An 18,644-nucleotide genomic window follows, 5' to 3' on the forward strand; every position below is an offset into this window, starting at 1 on the left:
AGTCATGCAACGCACAACTGTAGAGAATGACTCTGAGGCCGGCTTCGTTCACGGCTACAGCGAGGTCGGCGACGTTCGCCTGCACCATGTTTCGGTCGGCGATGGACTGCCGGTCCTGCTCATCCCCGGCTGGCCCCAGACCTGGTATGTCTGGCGGCATGTCATGAAAGGCCTCGCCGAGGCGGGTTTCAAGGCTATCGCGGTCGATCCCCGCGGCATCGGGCAGTCGAGCCGGCCGGCTCGAGGATATGATACCGCGACCGCAGCGGCGGATCTGCACGGCTTGATGCGTTTGCTCGGATATGCGCGGTTTCAGGTCGTTGGCCACGACATCGGCAAGTGGATCGGCTACGCGCTCGCAGCCGATTTCCCGGATGCGGTGGAGCGCGTCGCTCTCATGGATGCGAGCATTCCGGGGATCGCCCCAAATGCCGAAATCTTCGGCCCTGTCGAGAAACTCAAGTTCCGCTGGCATTTCATGTTCAACCAGCTCTCTGACCTCCCAGAGATGCTGATCCAGGGTCGCGAGGCGCAATATCTCACCTGGATGTTCGAACAGTGGTCGGTTCAGCGCGAGGCGGTCGCGGTTGACACCTACATCGCCGCCTATTCAAGCCCGGGCGCCCTCAGGGCGGGCTTTTCATACTATCGAGCTATCCCGGAAACGATCGCCCAGAACACGGAGCGCCGGAAAACTCGACTGAAGATGCCGGTTCTGGCGATGGGCGGGGAGTTTTCCGCCGGCGACGGATCGCGCGCGATCCTCGTCGACGTGACAGAACAACTGCGCGGCGTCGTCGTGAAAGGTAGTGGCCACATCGTTCCGGAAGAGGCGCCGGAAGCTGTGCTTCGCGATCTTGTTCCATTCCTTGCGGGTACCGACTGAAATCTTGGGAATCCCTTTGGAGTCCCTTGAGGCCGGTCAAGAGCGAGAGGTGCCGATACGATGAATCCTTCTGTTGGCGGTGTCGGTCGGCCATATTGGGGCCTCTCGATGGAATCAAGTTAGCATGTCCTTTAGCCGATAATAGGTGCCTACCATCGGCAGGAACCACGGCCTGCCGGTATGCAGCGGGACTGCATTCCAGTGCATGCCATCGATTGGATTGGTATCCGTGCGGCCCATTGCAATGTCTGCTAAAACACTTCCGATCAGCGTCGATAATTGCGCGCCATGCCCCGAATAGCCCATGCCGTAGATCAGGCGGCACCGAGTAGCTGGGGGCTGGCGCCACCGGCCTCCGGAGCACGATGCCCGATGCTGGTCAGCATGTCGGCGAACCCATGCGCAAGGCCGGCTTCGTCACGCAGATCGCGTAGCGATGTTGCATCGACCGTTCCAGGACCTTGAGGAAGTTCATGTGCCGCGCCTGCGCGCGATGAATCGCGCCGAGCCGGGTGTCGACCACAGGTATCTCGAAGCCAGCCTCGACGAGAAGCGCGCAGACCTCGTCCGCTTTGGCGCCGTGCGAAAAGTGGAGCCGTGACAGGATGCTGCGATGGCGGCCCACCATCGCCTGATCCACTCCGTGGACTGGCCCGACTGTCCGGCCAACAGCCCTTTCCAGGACTTGTCGCAGAGGGGTTACCCAGGTCCTACTGACGAAATCACCATCAATGATCAGCAGCCGTCCGCCAGGCTTGAGCAGCGAGAACCATTCGGCGAACGCCGCTCGCGGATCCACCAACGTCCAGACGAGATGACGGGTGACGAGGACGTCGTAGCTTTCTCCTTTTTCAAGGGTGCGCTCGGCGTCGCCGATCAGAAACCGGATGCCGCTTTCCCTCTGCGTCGCCTTTGCACGCGCGCGGGCAAGCATGGCCTCTGACCAATCGAGCCCGGTCACGGCATAACCCAGGTCGTGCATGAGATGGGATACAACCCCGGTGCCGCAAGCGAGGTCGAGCGCGCGACGCCCATCCCCGGGGCCCAAGTGCTTGAGCATCAGCCTGTGCCAGGCCATGCGTTCCCGCTGTGAGTAGATTTCATGCCCCACCGAAAGGTCGAATGTTTCGGCGCGCGTCGACCAATAGTCGCGTATCTCGTCCCGCAGCGAATAATTGGGCTCGCCCGCCATTCCAGACCCCTTGTCGTCGTACCAGTCTGGAATTGCTCTAAAAGATATTTCTTGAGAATTGAAGTCATCTTTTATAAGGCACCTCTGGCTAATCCACTTCAAGAGAGGGCGCGATGAATTTCGGAAAGGTCCCAGCAGGGACGATGGCGGCCGCTATCGTCGCCCTGTCGATGACGCTGGCCGCCAGGGCCGAAATGGTTGCAGTGACTGACATCACGGGCCGCCAGGTCGAGGTGAACGTCCCGGTCGAGAGGGTAATCCTAGGTGAGGGCCGGCAGGTCTATCTCGTCGCGGCGCTCGACACCGAGGACCCGTTCAAGCGCATCGCTGGCTGGCGCGAGGATTTTAGCCAAGCGGATCCGGACAACTACGCCGCCTATCTCGAAAAATTCCCCAGGATGGCGGAGATCCCCACCTTCGGCGGTTTCAAGGACGGCACTTTCGACGTCGAGCAGGCGGTGTCGCTCAAGCCCGACGTCATCCTGATGAACATCGAGTCGAAGCAGGCCACGGAAGACGCCAAATATATCGAGAAGCTCGCCGCCGCCGGCATTCCGTTGGTCTATGTCGATTTCCGCGAGCGTCCCTTTACCAACACCGAACCCAGCATGCGCCTGTTCGGCAAGCTGTTCGGCAAGGAGGAGCGCGCCGAGGAATTCATCACCTGGCGCGCCGCCGAGATCGCGCGCGTTACCGACGTCATCGAGAAGGCCAAGCCGGAAAGGCCCAAGGTCTTCATCGAACGCGCCGGCGGCTATTCGGACGATTGCTGCATGAGCTTCGGCGACGACAATTTCGGCAAGTTCGTCGAGATGGCGGGCGGCGACAACATCGCCAATGACATCATCCCCGGCACGTTCGGCACACTCAATCCCGAACAGATCATCGCCTCCGACCCGGATCAGATCATCGTCACCGGCGGCTCGTGGGAAGCCTATGTGCCGGGCGGTGCCTGGGTCGGCGTCGGGCCCGGCCGTGATGAGGCAGAGGCGCTGCGCAAGCTGAAGGCGCTGACCGAGCGGCCGGCGCTGACCGGCGTGAAGGCCGTCGAGGACGGCGCCGTGCATGCCATCTGGCATCAGTTCTACAACAGCCCCTATCAGTTCGTCGCCATCCAGCAGATGGCGAAGTGGCTGCATCCGGATCTTTTCGCCGATCTCGATCCCGAGGCGACCTTCAGGGAGTTGCACGAGAAATTCCTGCCCGTCGCATACAGGCCCGGCCACTGGGTCTCGCTGACCGATGTCGATTGAATCGACGGCCATCAGCACCGCGCTCGACAGCACCGATGGACGAGGGCGTTACCGCGCTCTCGTCTGGCGGCGGCAGTTGATCCTTGCCGGCCTCGGCGCTGCCCTGCTCTTCAGCCTGTGCGTCGACCTTGCGGTCGGTCCCGCCCGCTACGGACTTGCCGAGGTCGTGCGGGCGCTTGTGTTTCCCGACACGGTGCCGCAGCAGGTGCGCGTGGTGCTCTGGGACATCCGCATGCCGGTAGCCCTGATGGCCATCGTCGTCGGGGCGGCGCTCGCCGTGGCCGGCGCACAGATGCAGACCATCCTCAACAACCCGCTGGCGAGCCCCTTCACGCTCGGCATATCCGCCGCCGCGAGCTTCGGCGCCGCGCTTGCACTTGCCTTCGGGGTGAGGCTTATCCCCGCCGCAGTCGAATATGTAGTGCCGATTAACGCCTTTGTGATGGCGATGCTGGCGGCCTTCCTCATTCACGTGCTGAGCGTAAAGCGCGGCGTCAGCGCGGAGACCATCGTGCTGCTCGGCATCGCGCTGGTTTTCACCTTCAATGCGCTGCTCGCGCTCGTCCAGTTTTTCGCGTCGGCGGAAGCGCTGGCGGCGGTCGTCTTCTGGACAATGGGCAGCCTCACCAAGGCCACCTGGCCCAAGCTTGCAGTCACCACATTCATTCTCCTCGCAGTCTTACCCATTTTCGCCCGGCGCACCTGGGCGCTGACGGCGTTGAGGCTTGGTGAGGACAAGGCGGCCAGCTTCGGCGTCAAGGTCGGCCGCCTGCGGCTTGAGACGCTGATTCTGGTGAGCCTTCTCGCCGCCATCCCCGTTGCCTTCGTCGGCACCATAGGCTTTATCGGACTTGTGGGCCCGCACATCGCGCGCATGGTCATCGGCGAGGACCAACGCTTCTTCCTGCCCGCCTCGGCCCTGTCGGGTGCGCTCATCCTGTCGGCCAGTTCGGTCGTCAGCAAGTCGCTTATCCCGGGGACGGTCTTCCCGATCGGCATCGTCACCTCACTCATTGGCATCCCGTTCTTCATCTCGCTCATCCTGTCTAGCACGAGGCGCTCATGGTGACGATCCGGCTCGAGGCGCTCGGCGCGCGCTACGGCACGAGCCTCCGGCTTCGGGATGTGACGACGCCAGCGTTCGAGGGCGGAGACATCGTGGCGGTGATCGGTCCGAATGCCGCCGGGAAGTCGACGCTCTTCAGGCGCATCGCCGGCCTCCTGCACGGACCGGGAGCAATGCATGTCGAGGGGGCCATTCGCGGGAAGAGCGGCATCTGCTACATGCCACAGGAAACGTCCGCCAACGCGGTGCTCACCGTCTATGAGTCAGTGTTGCTCGCCCGCAAGCAGGGTATGGGATGGTCTGTGAGCGACGATGATCTGGCTCGCATCGACGAGACCCTGGCGGCGCTCGGCATCGCCGATATCGCTTTCCGCAACATCGGCGAGCTTTCCGGCGGCCAGCGGCAACTCGCCAGCCTGGCACAAACGCTTGTGCGTGAGCCCGAGGTCCTGCTGATGGACGAACCGACATCAGCACTCGATCTGTCGCGGCAGGTGGAAGTGCTCGGTCTCATGCGGGAACTTGCTCAGGCGCGAGGCATGGTCGTGCTGATCGCGCTGCACGACCTCAATCACGCCCTGCGCTTCAGCGATCAGACAATGGTCATCGCGGACGGCCGGCTGGTCGCATGCGGGTCATCGCCGGACGTCATCACATCCGATCTGCTGCGGGACATTTATCACCTCAGCGCGCGCATTGAGCCCTGCTCGCGCGGCATCGGCCATGTCATCGTGGATGGCGTGGCGGATGGGCGTCGGACGGTCATAATGCCGGCAGCGGAAACCGAATCCGGGATTAGGAGCAGATTCGAAGCGGCAGCCATTCCGGCCGCGTGACGGCAACCGCATTATGCCGGTTGATCGACGCGCGCACTGATCGACCTGATCCTCTGGCCGCTGGTTGAAGGCGACAGTGTGCTTGCATTCAACTCAAGGCGTGGCCGGCCAATCCATAGACCCAAGGCCCATTGTCTTCCCGGTTCAGAAAGCGGTGCCCTTTGGACATGGTCGTAACGGTCTCGGCGATGCCGAGGCCGCACTGCTGGAGAAACGCGGCAAACACGCCATCCTTCTCGCGCGTATCGACGCGGGCGAACCGTCCTGCCAGTTCCTTCAGATGCACGGCTGTGAGATGGACCGCGTCTAGATCGTTGCGCGCGACCATGGGGCCGATCACGTGGCCACGCCCGAACTCGCGACACATGGAATAGCCGACGATCTCGCCGCCACGGCTCAAAGTGCAGATTGAGGCATCGGCCGCGAGCAACGCGAGCAGCCTCTCGCGGTTTGTCCCAAACGCGCGCGTATCCAACGCCGTGATCTCCTTCAGCCTGTCGCTCGATAGCGCCTGCAATTGACCGTCCAGGGCCGGCATTGTTGGGGGTGTCTGTGGGACCTCCCCCTGGCGCATGTATACGATCGCCTCGGTCGTGAAACCGAGTGAGACATAAAGAGGATAGGCAGCATGGGTAGCATTGAGTGCCAAGTTGCGATCGCCGCATTGCTCGAGCACCAAGTCCATGAGCCATCGGCCGCCTCCTTGCGCTTGCGTGCGCGGCGTTGTGATCACTACGCCGATGGTGGCGAAATCGTCCCCGTGGGGAAACCACATCGCGCTCCCGAAAACGCGTCCAATACCATCAACGGCAACAATGCCGCGGCCGGCGCGGCGCAGAAAGTCCCAATCCTTCGGCCGATGAGGCCAGCGGACTGAGATCGACAGCGCGTGCAGTAGCTTGACGTCGACATCATCAATGTCCCGCGCGACCAGTTCGAAGGATTTCAGGCGTACTGATCTCTGCATCTCAGTCGATCCGGTCCTTCAACGAATGCGCAAGGCACGCGGTGCTAAGGCTCCGATTGCCATGTTTGCGACAGGCCTCTTTTGCAGCATCTTTACAGGGGAAAGCCAGCAGGTTTCGCTGGTTTGAGGTGCTTTTTCGCAATCTTCGGCCAAAGCACGGCGCGATTCGGCAGGGAACACTTCTCCATACGGGTAGGCTGGTCGCGATCGGTGATAGTGTGCAAGCAGAGCGACCGCCATGAACGTGGAAGAAATCCTCGCGACTCTGGTTGCATTTCCCTCTGTTGTGGGCACGCCAAACAGCGCGATCGTCGATTGGATCCGCGACTACTGTCAGGCGGCAGGAGCCGAGGTGACAGTTCTCCCCGGACCCGAGGGTGACCGGTCCAACCTCTTCGTCACGATCGGCCCGCGCCAGGCTCGGGGCTATATCATCTCTGGACATATGGATGTCGTGCCGGCCGGCGAGCCGGAATGGAGCTCGGATCCGTTTGTCCTGCGCCGCGAGGGCGGCAGGCTTTACGGCCGCGGCACCACCGACATGAAGGGCTTTCTCGCCTGCGCATTGGCCGTGCTTCCCGAACTTTTGGCGATGAATCTGCGACAGCCAGTTCATCTCGCGTTCTCCTATGACGAAGAGGCGGGTTGCCGTGGCGTGCCGCACCTCTTAGCGGCGTTGCCGAGCTTATGCGAGAAGCCGCTTGGCGCGATTATCGGCGAGCCGAGCCGGATGCAGCCTGTGCGCGCGCACAAGGGGAAGGCGGCCGCACGGCTCGAGGTGATCGGGCGATCCGGCCATTCGTCACGCCCCGATCTCGGACTCAATGCGGTGCACGCCATGGCCGGTGTCATCACGCACGTCGTGGCCTATGGCCAATCCCTCGCCGACGGGCCGTTCGATGATAATTTCGAGCCCCCATATTCTTCCTTGCAGGTGGGCGTCATCGCCGGTGGACAAGCCGTCAACATCATCCCCGACCGTTGCACCGCTGACGTCGAGGTGCGTGCCGTGCCCGGCGTTTCTCCATCCTCCCTGCTTGAGCCGGTCAAGGCCCGGCTTTTCGATCTGCGCGACAGTGGCTTCGATGTGGCGTGGCACGAGTTGAGTTCCTATCCCGCCCTTGCGCCCGCGAATGGGAGGGATCTAGCGGCCGTTATGACGGAGCTGACGGGGCAGGAGCCGCTGACAGCCGTCAGCTTCGGTACGGAGGCCGGGCTTTATCAGCAGGCCGGAATCGATGCGGTCATTTGCGGCCCCGGCGATATCGGCCGTGCCCATCGTGCCGACGAATATATCGAGATCGGTGAACTCGCCGCTTGCCGGAAGATGATCGAGGGGCTCGGCGCGCTTCTTGCGGCCTGAAGGAAGGGGCGGTCACCATGGCGTTTCTTTTCAATTCCGATGCCGCGCGTGCCGCGGTCTTCCGCGAGATATTTGCGCGCCAGATCCCGGATCTGGAATTCCTCCATTCCGGCGATGAAATGGAGCCAGAGAAGGTGCGCTATCTCATTACCTGGACGGTGCCGGACGAGATTTCGCGCTACCGCAATCTGGAAGTGCTGTTTTCCACCGGCGCGGGCGTCGACCAGTTCAAGCAGGACGTGGTGCCAAGCCATGTGAAGCTGGTGCGCATGGTCGAGGATGGCATCATACGCATGATGCAGGAATACGTCGCGCTCGGCGTGTTGGCGCTCCACCGGCAGATGCCCGCCTATCTCGAGCAGCAGAAAAGGTGCCTCTGGCAACCGATTGCCGGTCGACAGGCGGCCGAACGCCGGGTTGGCTTCCTCGGCCTTGGCATGCTGGCCCGCGCGGCTATCGAGCGCTTGAAGCCGTTCCAGTTTCCGCTTGCCGGGTGGAGCCGCAGCGAAAAGCGGATAGAGGACGTCGCCTGTTTTCACGGCAGGGACCAACTCGCGGGCTTTCTGAAGCAAACGGATATTCTCGTCTGCCTGCTCCCGCTCACGGAACAAACGCACGGCATGCTCGATGCAGAGTTCTTCGACTTACTGCCCGTCGGGGCGCAGCTGCTGCATGTCGGCAGAGGTCCGCAACTAGACCAGGCCGCGCTGATCAACGCGCTCGACATCGGTCATGTATCTGCGGCGATGCTTGATGTCACTGATCCAGAACCGCTCCCGGAAGACCATCCGCTCTGGTCGCATCCGAAGGTGATGATAACGCCGCATATCGCCTCGGTGACGCAACCGCATACGGCGGCACAATCCGTCGTGGACAATATCCGGCGCCACCGCGCCGGAGAAGAACTGATCGGCCTCGTCGATCGGACACTCGGCTACTAACCAGGAAACATCACATGTCACTTCTGATCACGATCGACACAGTTCCAGACTTCGCGCCGAAGGAGGCATTACCGGCTCCGGAGCGGCTCATTTCCGGCACTCCATCCTTCAAGACCTGGGCGCAGGATGCCTCAAAAGGTGAGAAAGTTCTGACCGGCGTCTGGGAAGCGACGCCCGGCGAGACGCATTCGATCAAGGGAACTATCTACGAGTTCTGCCACATCGTTTCGGGTCTCGTCGAAATCGAGGAGAAGGGCGGTGAGACCAAGACCTACCGCGCCGGCGACAGTTTCGTGATGAAGCCGGGTTTCGTCGGCGTCTGGCGCACGATCGAGACCGTACGCAAGATCTACGTCAGCGTTTATGACTGAGTTCAGTGCTCAAGGTCCGGCCGAATAGAGCGCGCGGCGGTTCCAGAACAATCGGCTTTCCAAGTTCCGCCTGACGCGATTCGACGCCGTCGGGCGGCTCATCCTCGACCGAAAATGCGGCGGGCGATCCACTATTGTTCCGATGACGCTAGTGCGAACGAGGACCTCCATCAATGAAGACCTACAAGATAGCGCTCATCCCCGGCGACGGCATCGGCAAGAACGTGACGCAGGCGGCATGGCAGGTGCTGCAGGCGGCGGCTAAGCGGGGCGGTTTCGCCCTTGCTGACACAAGATTCCCATGGTCGTGCGCCTACTACCTGGAGACCGGTGCAATGATGCCGTCAGACGGCATCGAGACACTTCGAAAATTCGATGCGATCTATCTCGGCGCTGTGGGCTGGTCCGCAGAAGTGCCCGACTCAGTATCGCTTCACGGATTGCTCCTGCCGATCCGCAAAGGGTTCACGCAGTACGCCAACATACGACCGCACCGGCTGTTGCCGGGCGTTCAGGGGCCCCTCCGCTCCGATGGTTTCGACATCCTGTGCATCCGCGAGAATACGGAAGGCGAATATTCCGGCGCCGGCGGGCGCGTCCATTCCGGCACAGCCAATGAGGTCGCGATTGAGACAGCAATCTTCACGCGTGCGGGTGTCGAACGGATCATGCGTTTCGGTTTCGAACAGGCGCGGGCGCGCCGCAAGAAGCTGGCATCTGTCACCAAATCCAACGCGCAGAAACATTCCATGGTTTTCTGGGATGAGGTCACGCGCGAGATAGCGAAAGACTATTCCGATGTAGAGGTCTCGCACTACCACATCGACGCCATGGCTGCCCGCATGGTGCTGGCGCCGGAAAGCCTCGACGTAATCGTCGCCTCGAACCTGTTTGGCGACATCCTCACTGATATTGGAGCGGCCATCCAGGGCGGGCTGGGTTATGCCGCCTCTGCCAATATCAATCCCGATCGCAGCGCGCCTTCCATGTTCGAGCCGGTCCATGGTTCGGCGCCCGACATCGCGCATCTCGGCGTCGCCAATCCGATCGCCGCGATCTGGTCCGGTGCGATGATGCTCGGGCATCTGGGTGAGGGGAAGGCTGCGGCAGAAGTGATGTCGGCGATCGAGTCCGCAACCGCGCGGGGGATTGGCACGATCGCAGGCAAGGACAGGACTGAAACAATCACGCAGGCCGTGCTGGCAGGATTAACCTGAAAGAGCAGAGGAAAGACCATGAATGCGATGACGAAGATTGGTATGTTCAACGATTCCGACCTTTTCCGCCAGCAGGCGCTGATTGGCGGTGTCTGGTGGGATGCGGAAACGAAGGGCGTGGTCGATGTCATTGACCCTGCCAGCCAAAGTGTTCTCGGCACCGTTCCCGAAATGGCGGAGAACGAGACGAGAGCCGCAATCGACGCTGCGGCTGAGGCCTTCAAAGGCTGGAAGAAAAGGACCCATGCCGAGCGTGCAGGATTTCTGGAGCGCTGGCACGACCTCATCCGCCAGCACGAACAGGATCTCGCGCTCCTGCTGACGCTGGAACAAGGCAAGCCGCTTGCCGAGGCGTTGGCGGAAATCCGCTACGGCGCATCTTTTGTGAAATGGTTTGCGGAGGAGGCGCGCCGGATCGGTGGCTCGACCATTCCGTCACCCACGGCCGATCGCCGCATTCTGGTGCTGAAAGAACCCGTCGGCGTCTGCGCCATCATCACGCCGTGGAATTTCCCCAACGCGATGATCACGCGCAAAGTAGCACCGGCGCTGGCCGCAGGTTGCACGGTTGTCATCAAGCCGTCGGAATTTACGCCATTCTCGGCGCTCGCGCTCGGCGTCCTGGCGGACCGAGCCGGCATCCCGGCAGGCGTTATCAACATCGTAACCGGCATGCCGGCGGAGATCGGCAAAGAGCTGATGGCCAACGAGACGGTGCGCAAGATCTCGTTCACCGGTTCGACCCGCGTCGGTGCGCTGCTCATGCGTGGCGCGGCCGATAGCATCAAGCGGCTGAGCCTGGAGCTTGGCGGCAACGCGCCCTTCATCGTCTTTGACGACGCCGATCTGGATAAGGCAATTGAAGGGGTGATCGCATCCAAGTTCCGCAATGGCGGTCAAACCTGCGTTTGCGCGAACCGGATTCTCGTGCAGGAAGGCGTTTACGCCGCTTTCGCCGAAAAGCTGAGCCAGCGCGTCACGCGGATGAGGGTTGGCGCAGGGACCGACGAGGGCACTGAGATCGGCCCGATGATCAACGCGGCCGCGATCGACAAGATCGAGCGTCACATCGCGGATGCACAGGCGAAAGGTGCGCAGATCATCGCCCAGAGCGAGACGGTGCCGGAGGGCAAGCAATATGCACGGCCCGTCGTGCTGGGAGAGGCTACTACCGAGATGCTCCTGGCATCGGAAGAGACGTTCGGTCCGGTGGCGCCGCTTTTTCGCTTCGAGACGGAGGAAGAGGCCATCGCCATCGCGAACGGTACGCCGTTCGGCCTTGCCGCCTACTTCTACACCGACAACCTCCAACGGTCATGGCGTGTTGCCGAGGCGCTGGAGTTCGGTATGGTCGGGCTCAACACAGGCATGATCTCGACCGAGGTTGCGCCTTTCGGCGGTGTCAAGCAGTCAGGAGTGGGGCGCGAAGGATCGCAGCTCGGCATCGAGGAATATCTCGAGGTCAAGACGCTTCATGTTGGCGGGCTTAACTAGTTATCTTGCAAGCAGGTGGAAACACTTGCAGCCCCTAAAGCGTTGGAACAACAAAGAAAGGGGCGGTGAAAACCGCCCCTTTCTCTATTGCGACCAGTGATTATTAACGTTTTGGGAGCACCTCAGTCTGGCGCGACTGCGCCAGCAAACAGACGTTCAGGCGAATTCCCGAACGGGCTCCAGTCCGACGGCGCCGGCCAGACCGCCGATATCCTTGATTTCGGTATATTCGTAGAAGGGGTTTGCAGGCTCGTGGCCGCGGTTCACCCAGACCTTGCTCTTGATACCGAGATCATAGGCGGTCATGAGATCATAGCGAAATGAGGACGACACGTGCGTAATGTCCTCCGGGCCGCAGCCGAGCTTCTCGAACATATATTCGAAGCCCTTCATCAAAGGCTTGTAGGCGCCGGTCTCCTCGGCCGTGATGACCATGTGGAACGGTGCGCCGAGTTTTTCCACGTTCGACATGATCAGGCTCTTCATGGAGTTCGACAGGATCACCAGCGGGATTTCCTTGGCGACCTTGGCCAGGCCCGCCGGGACATCCGGGTGCGGACCCCATGTCGGCACTTCCGCATAGATGCGCTGGGCATCCTCGGGCCGGAATGCGACGCCGTTGCGTTTGCAGGTCCGTTCCACAGAATTGTGCACGACCTCGCTGTACGGCTTCCAGGCGCCAAGAACCTCATCGAGGCGATAGGCCGAGAAATCCCTGATGAACTGCGCCATCCCAGCTGGGGAGAGCTGCGCGCCGTATACGCGTCTCGCCGCGCCGGCCATGTCGAAGTTGGTCAGTGTACCGTAGCAGTCGAAGGTGATGTATTTCGGTCTGAACTGGGTCATGAGCGTCGATCCTTCCAATCCTGTCGGCACTGCGTGCCTTTAACAGCAAGGATCATAATGAGAACCGGAGAAGACTAGTCGCCGCATTTGATGCGCCCTGAAGCAGATTGTTTTGTATTGCGAGAGAGGTTTGGCAGAGAGTTGCGCCTGAGTTCGTTCGAGCTTCGGCGGGAGCGCGACCCTTCAGCCGTGCGTCGGCATTAGATGCGGCGCCGGCGGCAAAGGAAAGTCAAAACGCCTATCGCTCAGGTTCTGGTCGGGAGGAACTGCTGTCCTCGGCAGCCTATCTTGGACCTAGAGAATTCAGGCCCGGAATGAACGTGACCGCGTAGCAGATCACGCTGGAAAACGAGCTGAAGGACGAAACCACACCACACCCGACTTATGCTCTCGTCAGTCAGGCACTACGCTGAATCGGAGGAAGAAATGCTGGCAAACTCACTGATCGAACTCGATCGCGCACATCTGGTTCACCCGTTTTCATGCTATCGGAGCCACGAGGAGACGGGCGTGCGGGTGCTCAAATCCGCCAAGGGCGCAACAGTGACCGACGCAAGCGGGAAGACCCTGCTGGACGGATTCGCCGGTCTATGGTGTGTAAACATCGGATACGGCCAGGAAAGCGTCGTTGAAGCAGCCGCAAAGCAGCTAAGAGAGCTTCCCTATGCGACGGGATATTTCGGGCTGGGATCCGAGCCGGCCATTCGCCTTGCTGCCAGGCTCGCCGAACTAGCGCCCGGCGATTTGAACCATGTCTATTTCACGCTTGGCGGCTCCGACGCAGTCGACAGTACGATCCGCTTCATTCGCTATTACTACCATGCCACGGGTACGCCGCAAAAGGACCAGTTCATCTCGGTCGAGTATGGCTACCATGGATCCTCGACGGCAGGGTCAGGTCTGACCGCGATCCCGGCTTTCCATGCGGGTTTCGGCGTGCCATACGACTGGCAGCACAAAATTCCTTCGCACTACGCCTATCGCAATCCGGTCGGTTCCGACCCGCAGGCGATCATCGATGCATCGGTCGCGGCCCTGCGGGCCAAAATCGCGGAACTCGGCGCGGGCCGCGTTGCGGCCTTCTACGCCGAACCCATCCAGGGTTCGGGCGGTGTCCTCGTTCCACCGACGGGTTGGCTGAAGGCTCTGCACGCCGTGTGCAAGGAACACGACATTCTGTTCGTTGCCGACGAAGTTATCACTGCCTTTGGCCGTACCGGCCCCCTCTTTGCCTGTGAGGAAGACGAGGTCGTACCGGATTTCATGACCACGGCGAAGGGACTGACCTCGGGCTACGTGCCGATGGGCGCCGTCTTCATGTCGGACCACGTCTACAATACCATCGCGGACGGAGCCGGCAAAGCGGCCGTCGGCCATGGCTATACTTATTCGGCCCATCCCGTGAGCGCGGCGGTCGGGCTCGAATGCCTGCGTCTCTATGAAGATGGCTTGCTCGAGAATGGGCGCAAGGCCGGGAAGCGCCTGATGGAAGGCCTTCGCTCGCTCGCCGACCACCCGCTGGTTGGCGACATCCGCGGTCGCGGCATGCTGGCAGCAATCGAGTTGGTCACCGACAGGGAGCGCAAAACGCCGCTGCCGGCGGCGGCCGATCCGGGGCGCCGCATCTTCGAGCGCGCGTGGGCGAACGGCCTTGTCATCCGCTCCTTCAACAGCGGCATCCTCGGCTTTGCGCCGCCGCTCTGCTGCACCGAGGACGATATCGATGGAATCCTCGAACGTACCCGAATGACGCTGGATCAAACCCTCGAAGACAAGGACGTTCGGTCAGCGATGAAGGGATGATCATTGCCATCGCCGAAGCGACCTCGGTCACTGCGGTAGACGCCTAATGCATGTCGCGCAAAAGTGTGCAGCGGTTTTGCGATAACGACATGCATCAAAACAAGAACCTAAAGAAAACAAGAACCTAAAGCGCGTCGCACGAGGCCGGTTGAACGCGACGCGCGTTAGCGCCCCGAAGCAAATCCTCAGGTGATGCCGCCGTCTGCCAAGTGCAAAGCAATTTGCCGGTATGTGGAATCTCTTGCCGTTGCACAAGCGCAGCGACAACAGCAACAGCAACAGGGAGCGCTGGCGCGCGGCTCTCCAGGTCCAAGACTGCGGAGCAGCTTTCTCATTTGTCGAAAATGATGTCGAGAGGCAAATGGGATTTCACGATTGGGGACTTCAGCACGACGAAGCTGAAATATTTGTCGATTCCGATATCCAATTCGATCATGCGCTCCATGATCGTCTGGTACTCGCTGATGCCCGCTGTGACAAACTTCACTAGGTAGTCGTAACCGCCTGAAACCAGATGGCATTCGATGACAGAATCGACTTTCTGAATTGCGGTGAGAAATCTCGCGAAGTCGTTCTGTTGATGGTGCTTGAGCGTGACTTCGGTGAAGATCGTTAGAGTCTGTCCGAGCTTGGACACGTCGATCTGGGCGGAATAGCCGGTGATGAAGCCTTCCGCCTGAAGCTTCTTCACCCGCATCAGGCAAGGGCTCGGCGAAAGGTTGACCAGGTCGGCTAGCTCGACATTCGTGACCCGCCCGTTCTTTTGCAATTGGGATAAGATCTTGATGTCGATCTTGTCGAGCTTCATTGGAAACCTGTCACACGTTCGAACCGCGGATCGTCCGGCAGACGGCGTCCGTCACTTCCTGCGTGGTCGCTGTCCCTCCCACGTCGGGCGTCAGCACCCCTTCACTCGTCGCCGTTTCCACAGCGCTCATCAACCGGACGGCCGCTGCGCTCTCGCCCAGATGTTCGAGCATCTGGGCAGCGGTCCAGAAGGTGGCGACCGGGTTGGCGATACCCTTGCCGGCGATGTCGAATGCCGAGCCGTGAATTGGCTCGAACATCGAGGGATAGCGCCGCTCGGGATCAATGTTGGCGGTCGGTGCAACGCCGAGACTGCCCGCGAGCGCGCCTGCAAGGTCCGACAATATGTCGGCGTGAAGATTGGTGGCGACGATCGTATCTAGGCTCCGAGGTTTCAACGTCATACGCACTGTCATAGCATCGACTAGCATCTTGTCCCACGCGACGTCGGGGAATTCCCGCGCCACCTCGGCTGCGATTTCGTCCCACATTACCATGCCGTGACGCTGCGCGTTGGATTTCGTAACAACAGTCAGGAGCTTTCGCGGCCGTGACTGCGCCAGCCGGAATGCATAGCGCATGATGCGGGTGACGCCGACGCGCGTGAAGATCGCGACCTCGGTTCCGACCTCCTCGGGGAGGCCGCGATGGGCGCGGCCGCCGTGGCCCGAATACTCGCCCTCGGAATTCTCACGCACGATCACCCAATCCAGATCGCCAGGGCCAACGCCCGCCAGCGGCGAAACAATCCCGGGCAATATCCTGGTCGGCCGCACGTTGGCGTACTGATCAAAGCCTTGGCAGATCGGCAGCCGGAGGCCCCAGAGCGTGATGTCGTCGGGCAGATCGGGAGCGCCTACCGCGCCAAAGAAGATGGCGTCGAAGCGCTTCAGTTGCGCCACTCCATCTTCGGGCATCATCCGACCATGGGCCTTGTAATAGTCTGAGCCCCAGTCGAAGTGCTGGACGCGCAGCTTGAAGTCGCCGCAGCGCTGCTGCAGCACCTCAAGCGCCTGGAGACCTGCGGCAATCACCTCCGGGCCGATCCCGTCGGCAGGAATGGCGGCAATCTCATATTCGCGCATCGTTACTTCCCTGTTTTTGGTGCTGGCCGCCTCGTGACCTCAATCTCGTGCGCGACCGATTGTACCTTGGCAAGACGGTCTTCTCAGAATTCAGTGACCTGGCCCCACGCCACGGTCTTCAGGCGCTTCGGTCAACTAGGACGCGGATCGACACTGGTCTCGCTGCCCAAGCGCAGCCTAGCGTATGGGCCTCAGCCGTAAGCCGTGAACTTTGTACGAGGGCGGAACATCCTGCCGTTTGAGGCATGAAAGACGGGCAATTGTTGCGACGAATGACCGGTTGGGTCGCACCTCACCTGCGGAGTCGATCATACACTCATTGCATCGGATCGACCCCGGATGAGTATGAGGGTGACACGGTAATGAAGTTTGCTTCCTACTGGCCCGATACTTCGGTTCCATTGGCGGATCCGTGGCCGATCCGGTCTCGGGGGATTTCGAGGTGGCCGTGATTCACACCGGCAAGCCATGGTTTCCTCCCATGCCTCCCACGGTAGGCACATACTATCGTCTGAAGGATGCGGTCGCGTGACCCGGGCGGCGGAAAACGCGCAGAGTGAAATGCCAAATTTGGCCTCCTTTGCAGAAGTTCCTGCTGCCTGCGTGCTAAGTTTCAACGACTCTGCCGGCCAGAAGGGGTCACACTCATTGTCGACTAAGGTCCGTTACTCCCCGGACATCCGCCAAGAGGCAGGCAGGCTCCGCAGGGCCACGACAGGGAGGCTTGAAAGTGAGCCGGAGAGCTCACGATAGGGAACAGTTTGACCGATTGATCGCCACGAGGCGGAGATCGAAAACGCAATCCGCAGCGGGCTAAAGAGCGCGGCTGAGAAGGGAGAGGTCTCGATGATCGCCAGCATCCAAGCTGTAGCTCCTCATGAAGTTGCGCTTTCGGTGCGCGACCTGACCGTAAGCCTGCCGGCCGGCATGGAGCGGGTCCATGCGGTCGAGAATATCTCGTTTGATCTGAAACGCGGCCAGATCCTCTGCATCATAGGCGAGTCCGGATCGGGTAAGTCGGTCACGGCGAACGCGATCATGGGGCTTCTGCCAAAGGTGATCCGCCTCTCATCGGGTGTCATCCAGCTGGAGGGGATGAACATCATCGGCATGTCGCCAGACAAGCTGCGCAACCTGCGTGGACGGGTCGTGTCGATGATCTTTCAGGATCCGCTCTCAGCGCTCAATCCCCTGATGACGGTGGGCGCGCAGATTGACGAGGTCATGGCCGCGCATGGCTTCGGTACGCCACAAACCTGCCGCAACCGCGCCGTTGAGCTGCTCACTGAAGTGGGCCTACCAGATCCCCAACTCATGTATCACCAGTATCCTTTCCGGCTTTCGGGCGGGCAACGGCAGCGCGTCATGATTGCCATGGCCTTGGCGCTCGAGCCGACGGTGCTGATCGCCGATGAGCCAACCACCGCCCTCGACGTCACCACCCAGGCACAGATCCTGCAACTGATCAGCGACATTCAGCGGCGCAAGGGCATGAGCGTGATGTTCATCACCCATGATTTCGGTGTGGTGGCAGAGATCGCCGACAGCGTCGTGGTGATGGAAAAGGGCCACATCGTCGAACAGGGTAGCGCCGAGCAGGTGTTGAAGTCGCCCAAGCATCCTTATACCCGGCGCCTGATCGCGGCCGTACCGCATTTGACCGGCGAAGATCGCCCTCGTCTGGAGTCGGCCAGCAAGGAGCCGATCCTGAAGGTTGAGGGTCTGGTGAAGACCTATCGTGGTGGCAGCGCGCTGTTCGGCGCGCAGCGGACTGTGACAGCGGTGAACGAGGTCTCGTTCGAACTCGCGCCCGGCCGCACGCTGGGGGTCGTAGGCGAGAGCGGTTCGGGAAAGTCGTCGCTGGGCCGGCTGTTGATCAAACTGCTGGACAGCGACGGCGGCGGGATTTTGTTCGAGGGATCTGACATAGCCAAGCTTTCCGAAGCGAAGTTCCGCCCTCTTCGACCGCGGATCCAGATGATCTTCCAGGATCCCTTCGCGTCGCTGAACCCACGCTCAACGGTTGGCCACATCATGACGGTAGGGCCGGTGGCACACGGGATGCCTTATGCCCAAGCGCGCGAGGAAGCGCGTGCGCTCCTGGCTCATGTCGGTCTCGATGCCGGCGCCTTTGGCCGCTATCCGCACGAGTTCTCGGGTGGGCAACGCCAGCGCATCGGCATCGCTCGTGCGCTGATGTTCAAGCCGAAGCTGCTCATTGCCGACGAGGCGGTCTCCGCACTCGACGTCTCGATCCAGGCGCAGATCCTGCAGCTTCTGGACCAGATCCAGCGCGAGACCGGCGTGTCGATGGTTTTCATCACACACGACCTGCGCGTCGCCAGCCAGATCTGCGACGAAATCGCTGTGATGCAGAAGGGCCGGATCGTCGAGCGCGGACCGCCCTCGCAGATATTCCTGAACCCGCAAGCAGCCTACACGCGCCAACTCGTAGCGGCAATTCCAGGAGAGCGGCCGGGCAATGCCCGTCCAGTTGCAGCAAACGCATAAGAAATA

16 protein-coding genes and 1 pseudogene are annotated in these 18,644 nt (G+C 61.1%); 11 read left to right on the forward strand and 6 right to left on the reverse strand.

Translation table 11 applies throughout. The annotated features are described in order from the left end of the window. Positions 1-4: 4 nt before the first annotated feature. Positions 5-886: an alpha/beta fold hydrolase gene (locus tag NKI50_RS07450; RefSeq protein ID WP_352639331.1), complete on the forward strand. Its 882-nt coding sequence runs from the start codon at positions 5-7 to the stop codon at positions 884-886. Between the two features lie 114 nt (positions 887-1,000). On the opposite strand, the pseudogene NKI50_RS07455 reads toward NKI50_RS07450, so the two are convergent. Both NKI50_RS07455 and NKI50_RS07460 read right to left on the reverse strand, forming a co-directional pair. Further along, a pseudogene (locus NKI50_RS07455) lies at positions 1,001-1,204 on the reverse strand (FAD-dependent oxidoreductase); the annotation flags it as partial. Positions 1,205-1,265: 61 nt separating this feature from the next. Next, entirely contained in the window at positions 1,266-2,078 is an 813-nt protein-coding gene (locus NKI50_RS07460) for a class I SAM-dependent methyltransferase (RefSeq protein ID WP_352639333.1), read from the reverse strand. A gap of 143 nt (positions 2,079-2,221) precedes the next feature. Between NKI50_RS07460 and NKI50_RS07465 the strand changes: the two genes are divergently transcribed. Genes NKI50_RS07465 through NKI50_RS07475 form a run of 3 tightly spaced genes read left to right on the forward strand, consistent with a single transcriptional unit; the run spans position 2,222 to position 5,233 of the window. Beyond that, entirely contained in the window at positions 2,222-3,331 is a 1,110-nt protein-coding gene (locus NKI50_RS07465; RefSeq protein WP_352639478.1) for an ABC transporter substrate-binding protein, read from the forward strand. After that, positions 3,321-4,400 (forward strand): FecCD family ABC transporter permease, encoded by a 1,080-nt coding sequence (locus tag NKI50_RS07470; RefSeq protein WP_352589389.1) that lies wholly within the window; start codon positions 3,321-3,323, stop codon positions 4,398-4,400. The genes NKI50_RS07465 and NKI50_RS07470 overlap by 11 nt, the downstream gene beginning before the upstream one ends. Next, entirely contained in the window at positions 4,394-5,233 is an 840-nt protein-coding gene (locus NKI50_RS07475) for an ABC transporter ATP-binding protein (protein ID WP_352639335.1), read from the forward strand. The genes NKI50_RS07470 and NKI50_RS07475 overlap by 7 nt, the downstream gene beginning before the upstream one ends. Positions 5,234-5,321: 88 nt before the next feature. Here the strand turns inward: NKI50_RS07475 and NKI50_RS07480 are convergent, their stop codons facing one another. Then, positions 5,322-6,200, reverse strand: coding sequence for a GNAT family N-acetyltransferase (locus NKI50_RS07480; RefSeq protein ID WP_023718606.1), 879 nt, complete (start codon positions 6,198-6,200; stop codon positions 5,322-5,324). Positions 6,201-6,438: 238 nt separating this feature from the next. Here NKI50_RS07480 and argE point away from each other — a divergent pair, with 238 nt between their 5' ends. The 5 genes from argE to NKI50_RS07505 all read left to right on the forward strand — a co-directional run bounded on the left by argE (position 6,439) and on the right by NKI50_RS07505 (position 11,586). Next, entirely contained in the window at positions 6,439-7,563 is a 1,125-nt protein-coding gene (gene argE, locus NKI50_RS07485) for an acetylornithine deacetylase (protein ID WP_352483201.1), read from the forward strand. A gap of 17 nt (positions 7,564-7,580) precedes the next feature. Beyond that, the gene (locus tag NKI50_RS07490) at positions 7,581-8,504 is read left to right on the forward strand and encodes a 2-hydroxyacid dehydrogenase (RefSeq protein ID WP_352483202.1); all 924 of its coding nucleotides are present in this window, start codon (positions 7,581-7,583) and stop codon (positions 8,502-8,504) included. Positions 8,505-8,518: 14 nt separating this feature from the next. Further along, positions 8,519-8,875, forward strand: a complete 357-nt coding sequence (locus tag NKI50_RS07495; protein WP_023718603.1) for a cupin domain-containing protein — start codon at positions 8,519-8,521, stop codon at positions 8,873-8,875. Positions 8,876-9,048: 173 nt separating this feature from the next. After that, the gene (locus tag NKI50_RS07500) at positions 9,049-10,092 is read left to right on the forward strand and encodes a tartrate dehydrogenase (protein ID WP_352639336.1); all 1,044 of its coding nucleotides are present in this window, start codon (positions 9,049-9,051) and stop codon (positions 10,090-10,092) included. Positions 10,093-10,110: 18 nt separating this feature from the next. Further along, positions 10,111-11,586 (forward strand): NAD-dependent succinate-semialdehyde dehydrogenase, encoded by a 1,476-nt coding sequence (locus NKI50_RS07505; RefSeq protein WP_352483203.1) that lies wholly within the window; start codon positions 10,111-10,113, stop codon positions 11,584-11,586. Positions 11,587-11,742: 156 nt separating this feature from the next. Here NKI50_RS07505 and NKI50_RS07510 read toward each other — a convergent pair whose 3' ends face one another. After that, positions 11,743-12,432: a haloacid dehalogenase type II gene (locus tag NKI50_RS07510; protein ID WP_352639337.1), complete on the reverse strand. Its 690-nt coding sequence runs from the start codon at positions 12,430-12,432 to the stop codon at positions 11,743-11,745. Between the two features lie 426 nt (positions 12,433-12,858). Here NKI50_RS07510 and NKI50_RS07515 point away from each other — a divergent pair, with 426 nt between their 5' ends. Next, positions 12,859-14,235: an aspartate aminotransferase family protein gene (locus tag NKI50_RS07515; RefSeq protein ID WP_352639339.1), complete on the forward strand. Its 1,377-nt coding sequence runs from the start codon at positions 12,859-12,861 to the stop codon at positions 14,233-14,235. Between the two features lie 331 nt (positions 14,236-14,566). On the opposite strand, the gene NKI50_RS07520 is transcribed toward NKI50_RS07515, so the two are convergent. After that, entirely contained in the window at positions 14,567-15,043 is a 477-nt protein-coding gene (locus tag NKI50_RS07520; RefSeq protein WP_023718597.1) for an Lrp/AsnC family transcriptional regulator, read from the reverse strand. A 10-nt stretch (positions 15,044-15,053) separates the two neighbouring features. Then, entirely contained in the window at positions 15,054-16,127 is a 1,074-nt protein-coding gene (locus NKI50_RS07525; RefSeq protein ID WP_352639340.1) for a tartrate dehydrogenase, read from the reverse strand. Positions 16,128-16,973: 846 nt separating this feature from the next. Between NKI50_RS07525 and NKI50_RS07530 the strand changes: the two genes are divergently transcribed. Continuing rightward, positions 16,974-18,638 carry an ABC transporter ATP-binding protein gene (locus NKI50_RS07530; protein ID WP_023718595.1) on the forward strand — a complete coding sequence of 555 codons (1,665 nt, stop codon included), beginning with the start codon at positions 16,974-16,976 and terminating at the stop codon, positions 18,636-18,638. Positions 18,639-18,644 lie beyond the last annotated feature (6 nt).

Origin of the sequence: Mesorhizobium sp. M0563, assembly GCF_040321065.1 — a bacterium.
In the GTDB taxonomy this organism is placed as follows: Bacteria; Pseudomonadota; Alphaproteobacteria; order Rhizobiales; family Rhizobiaceae; genus Mesorhizobium.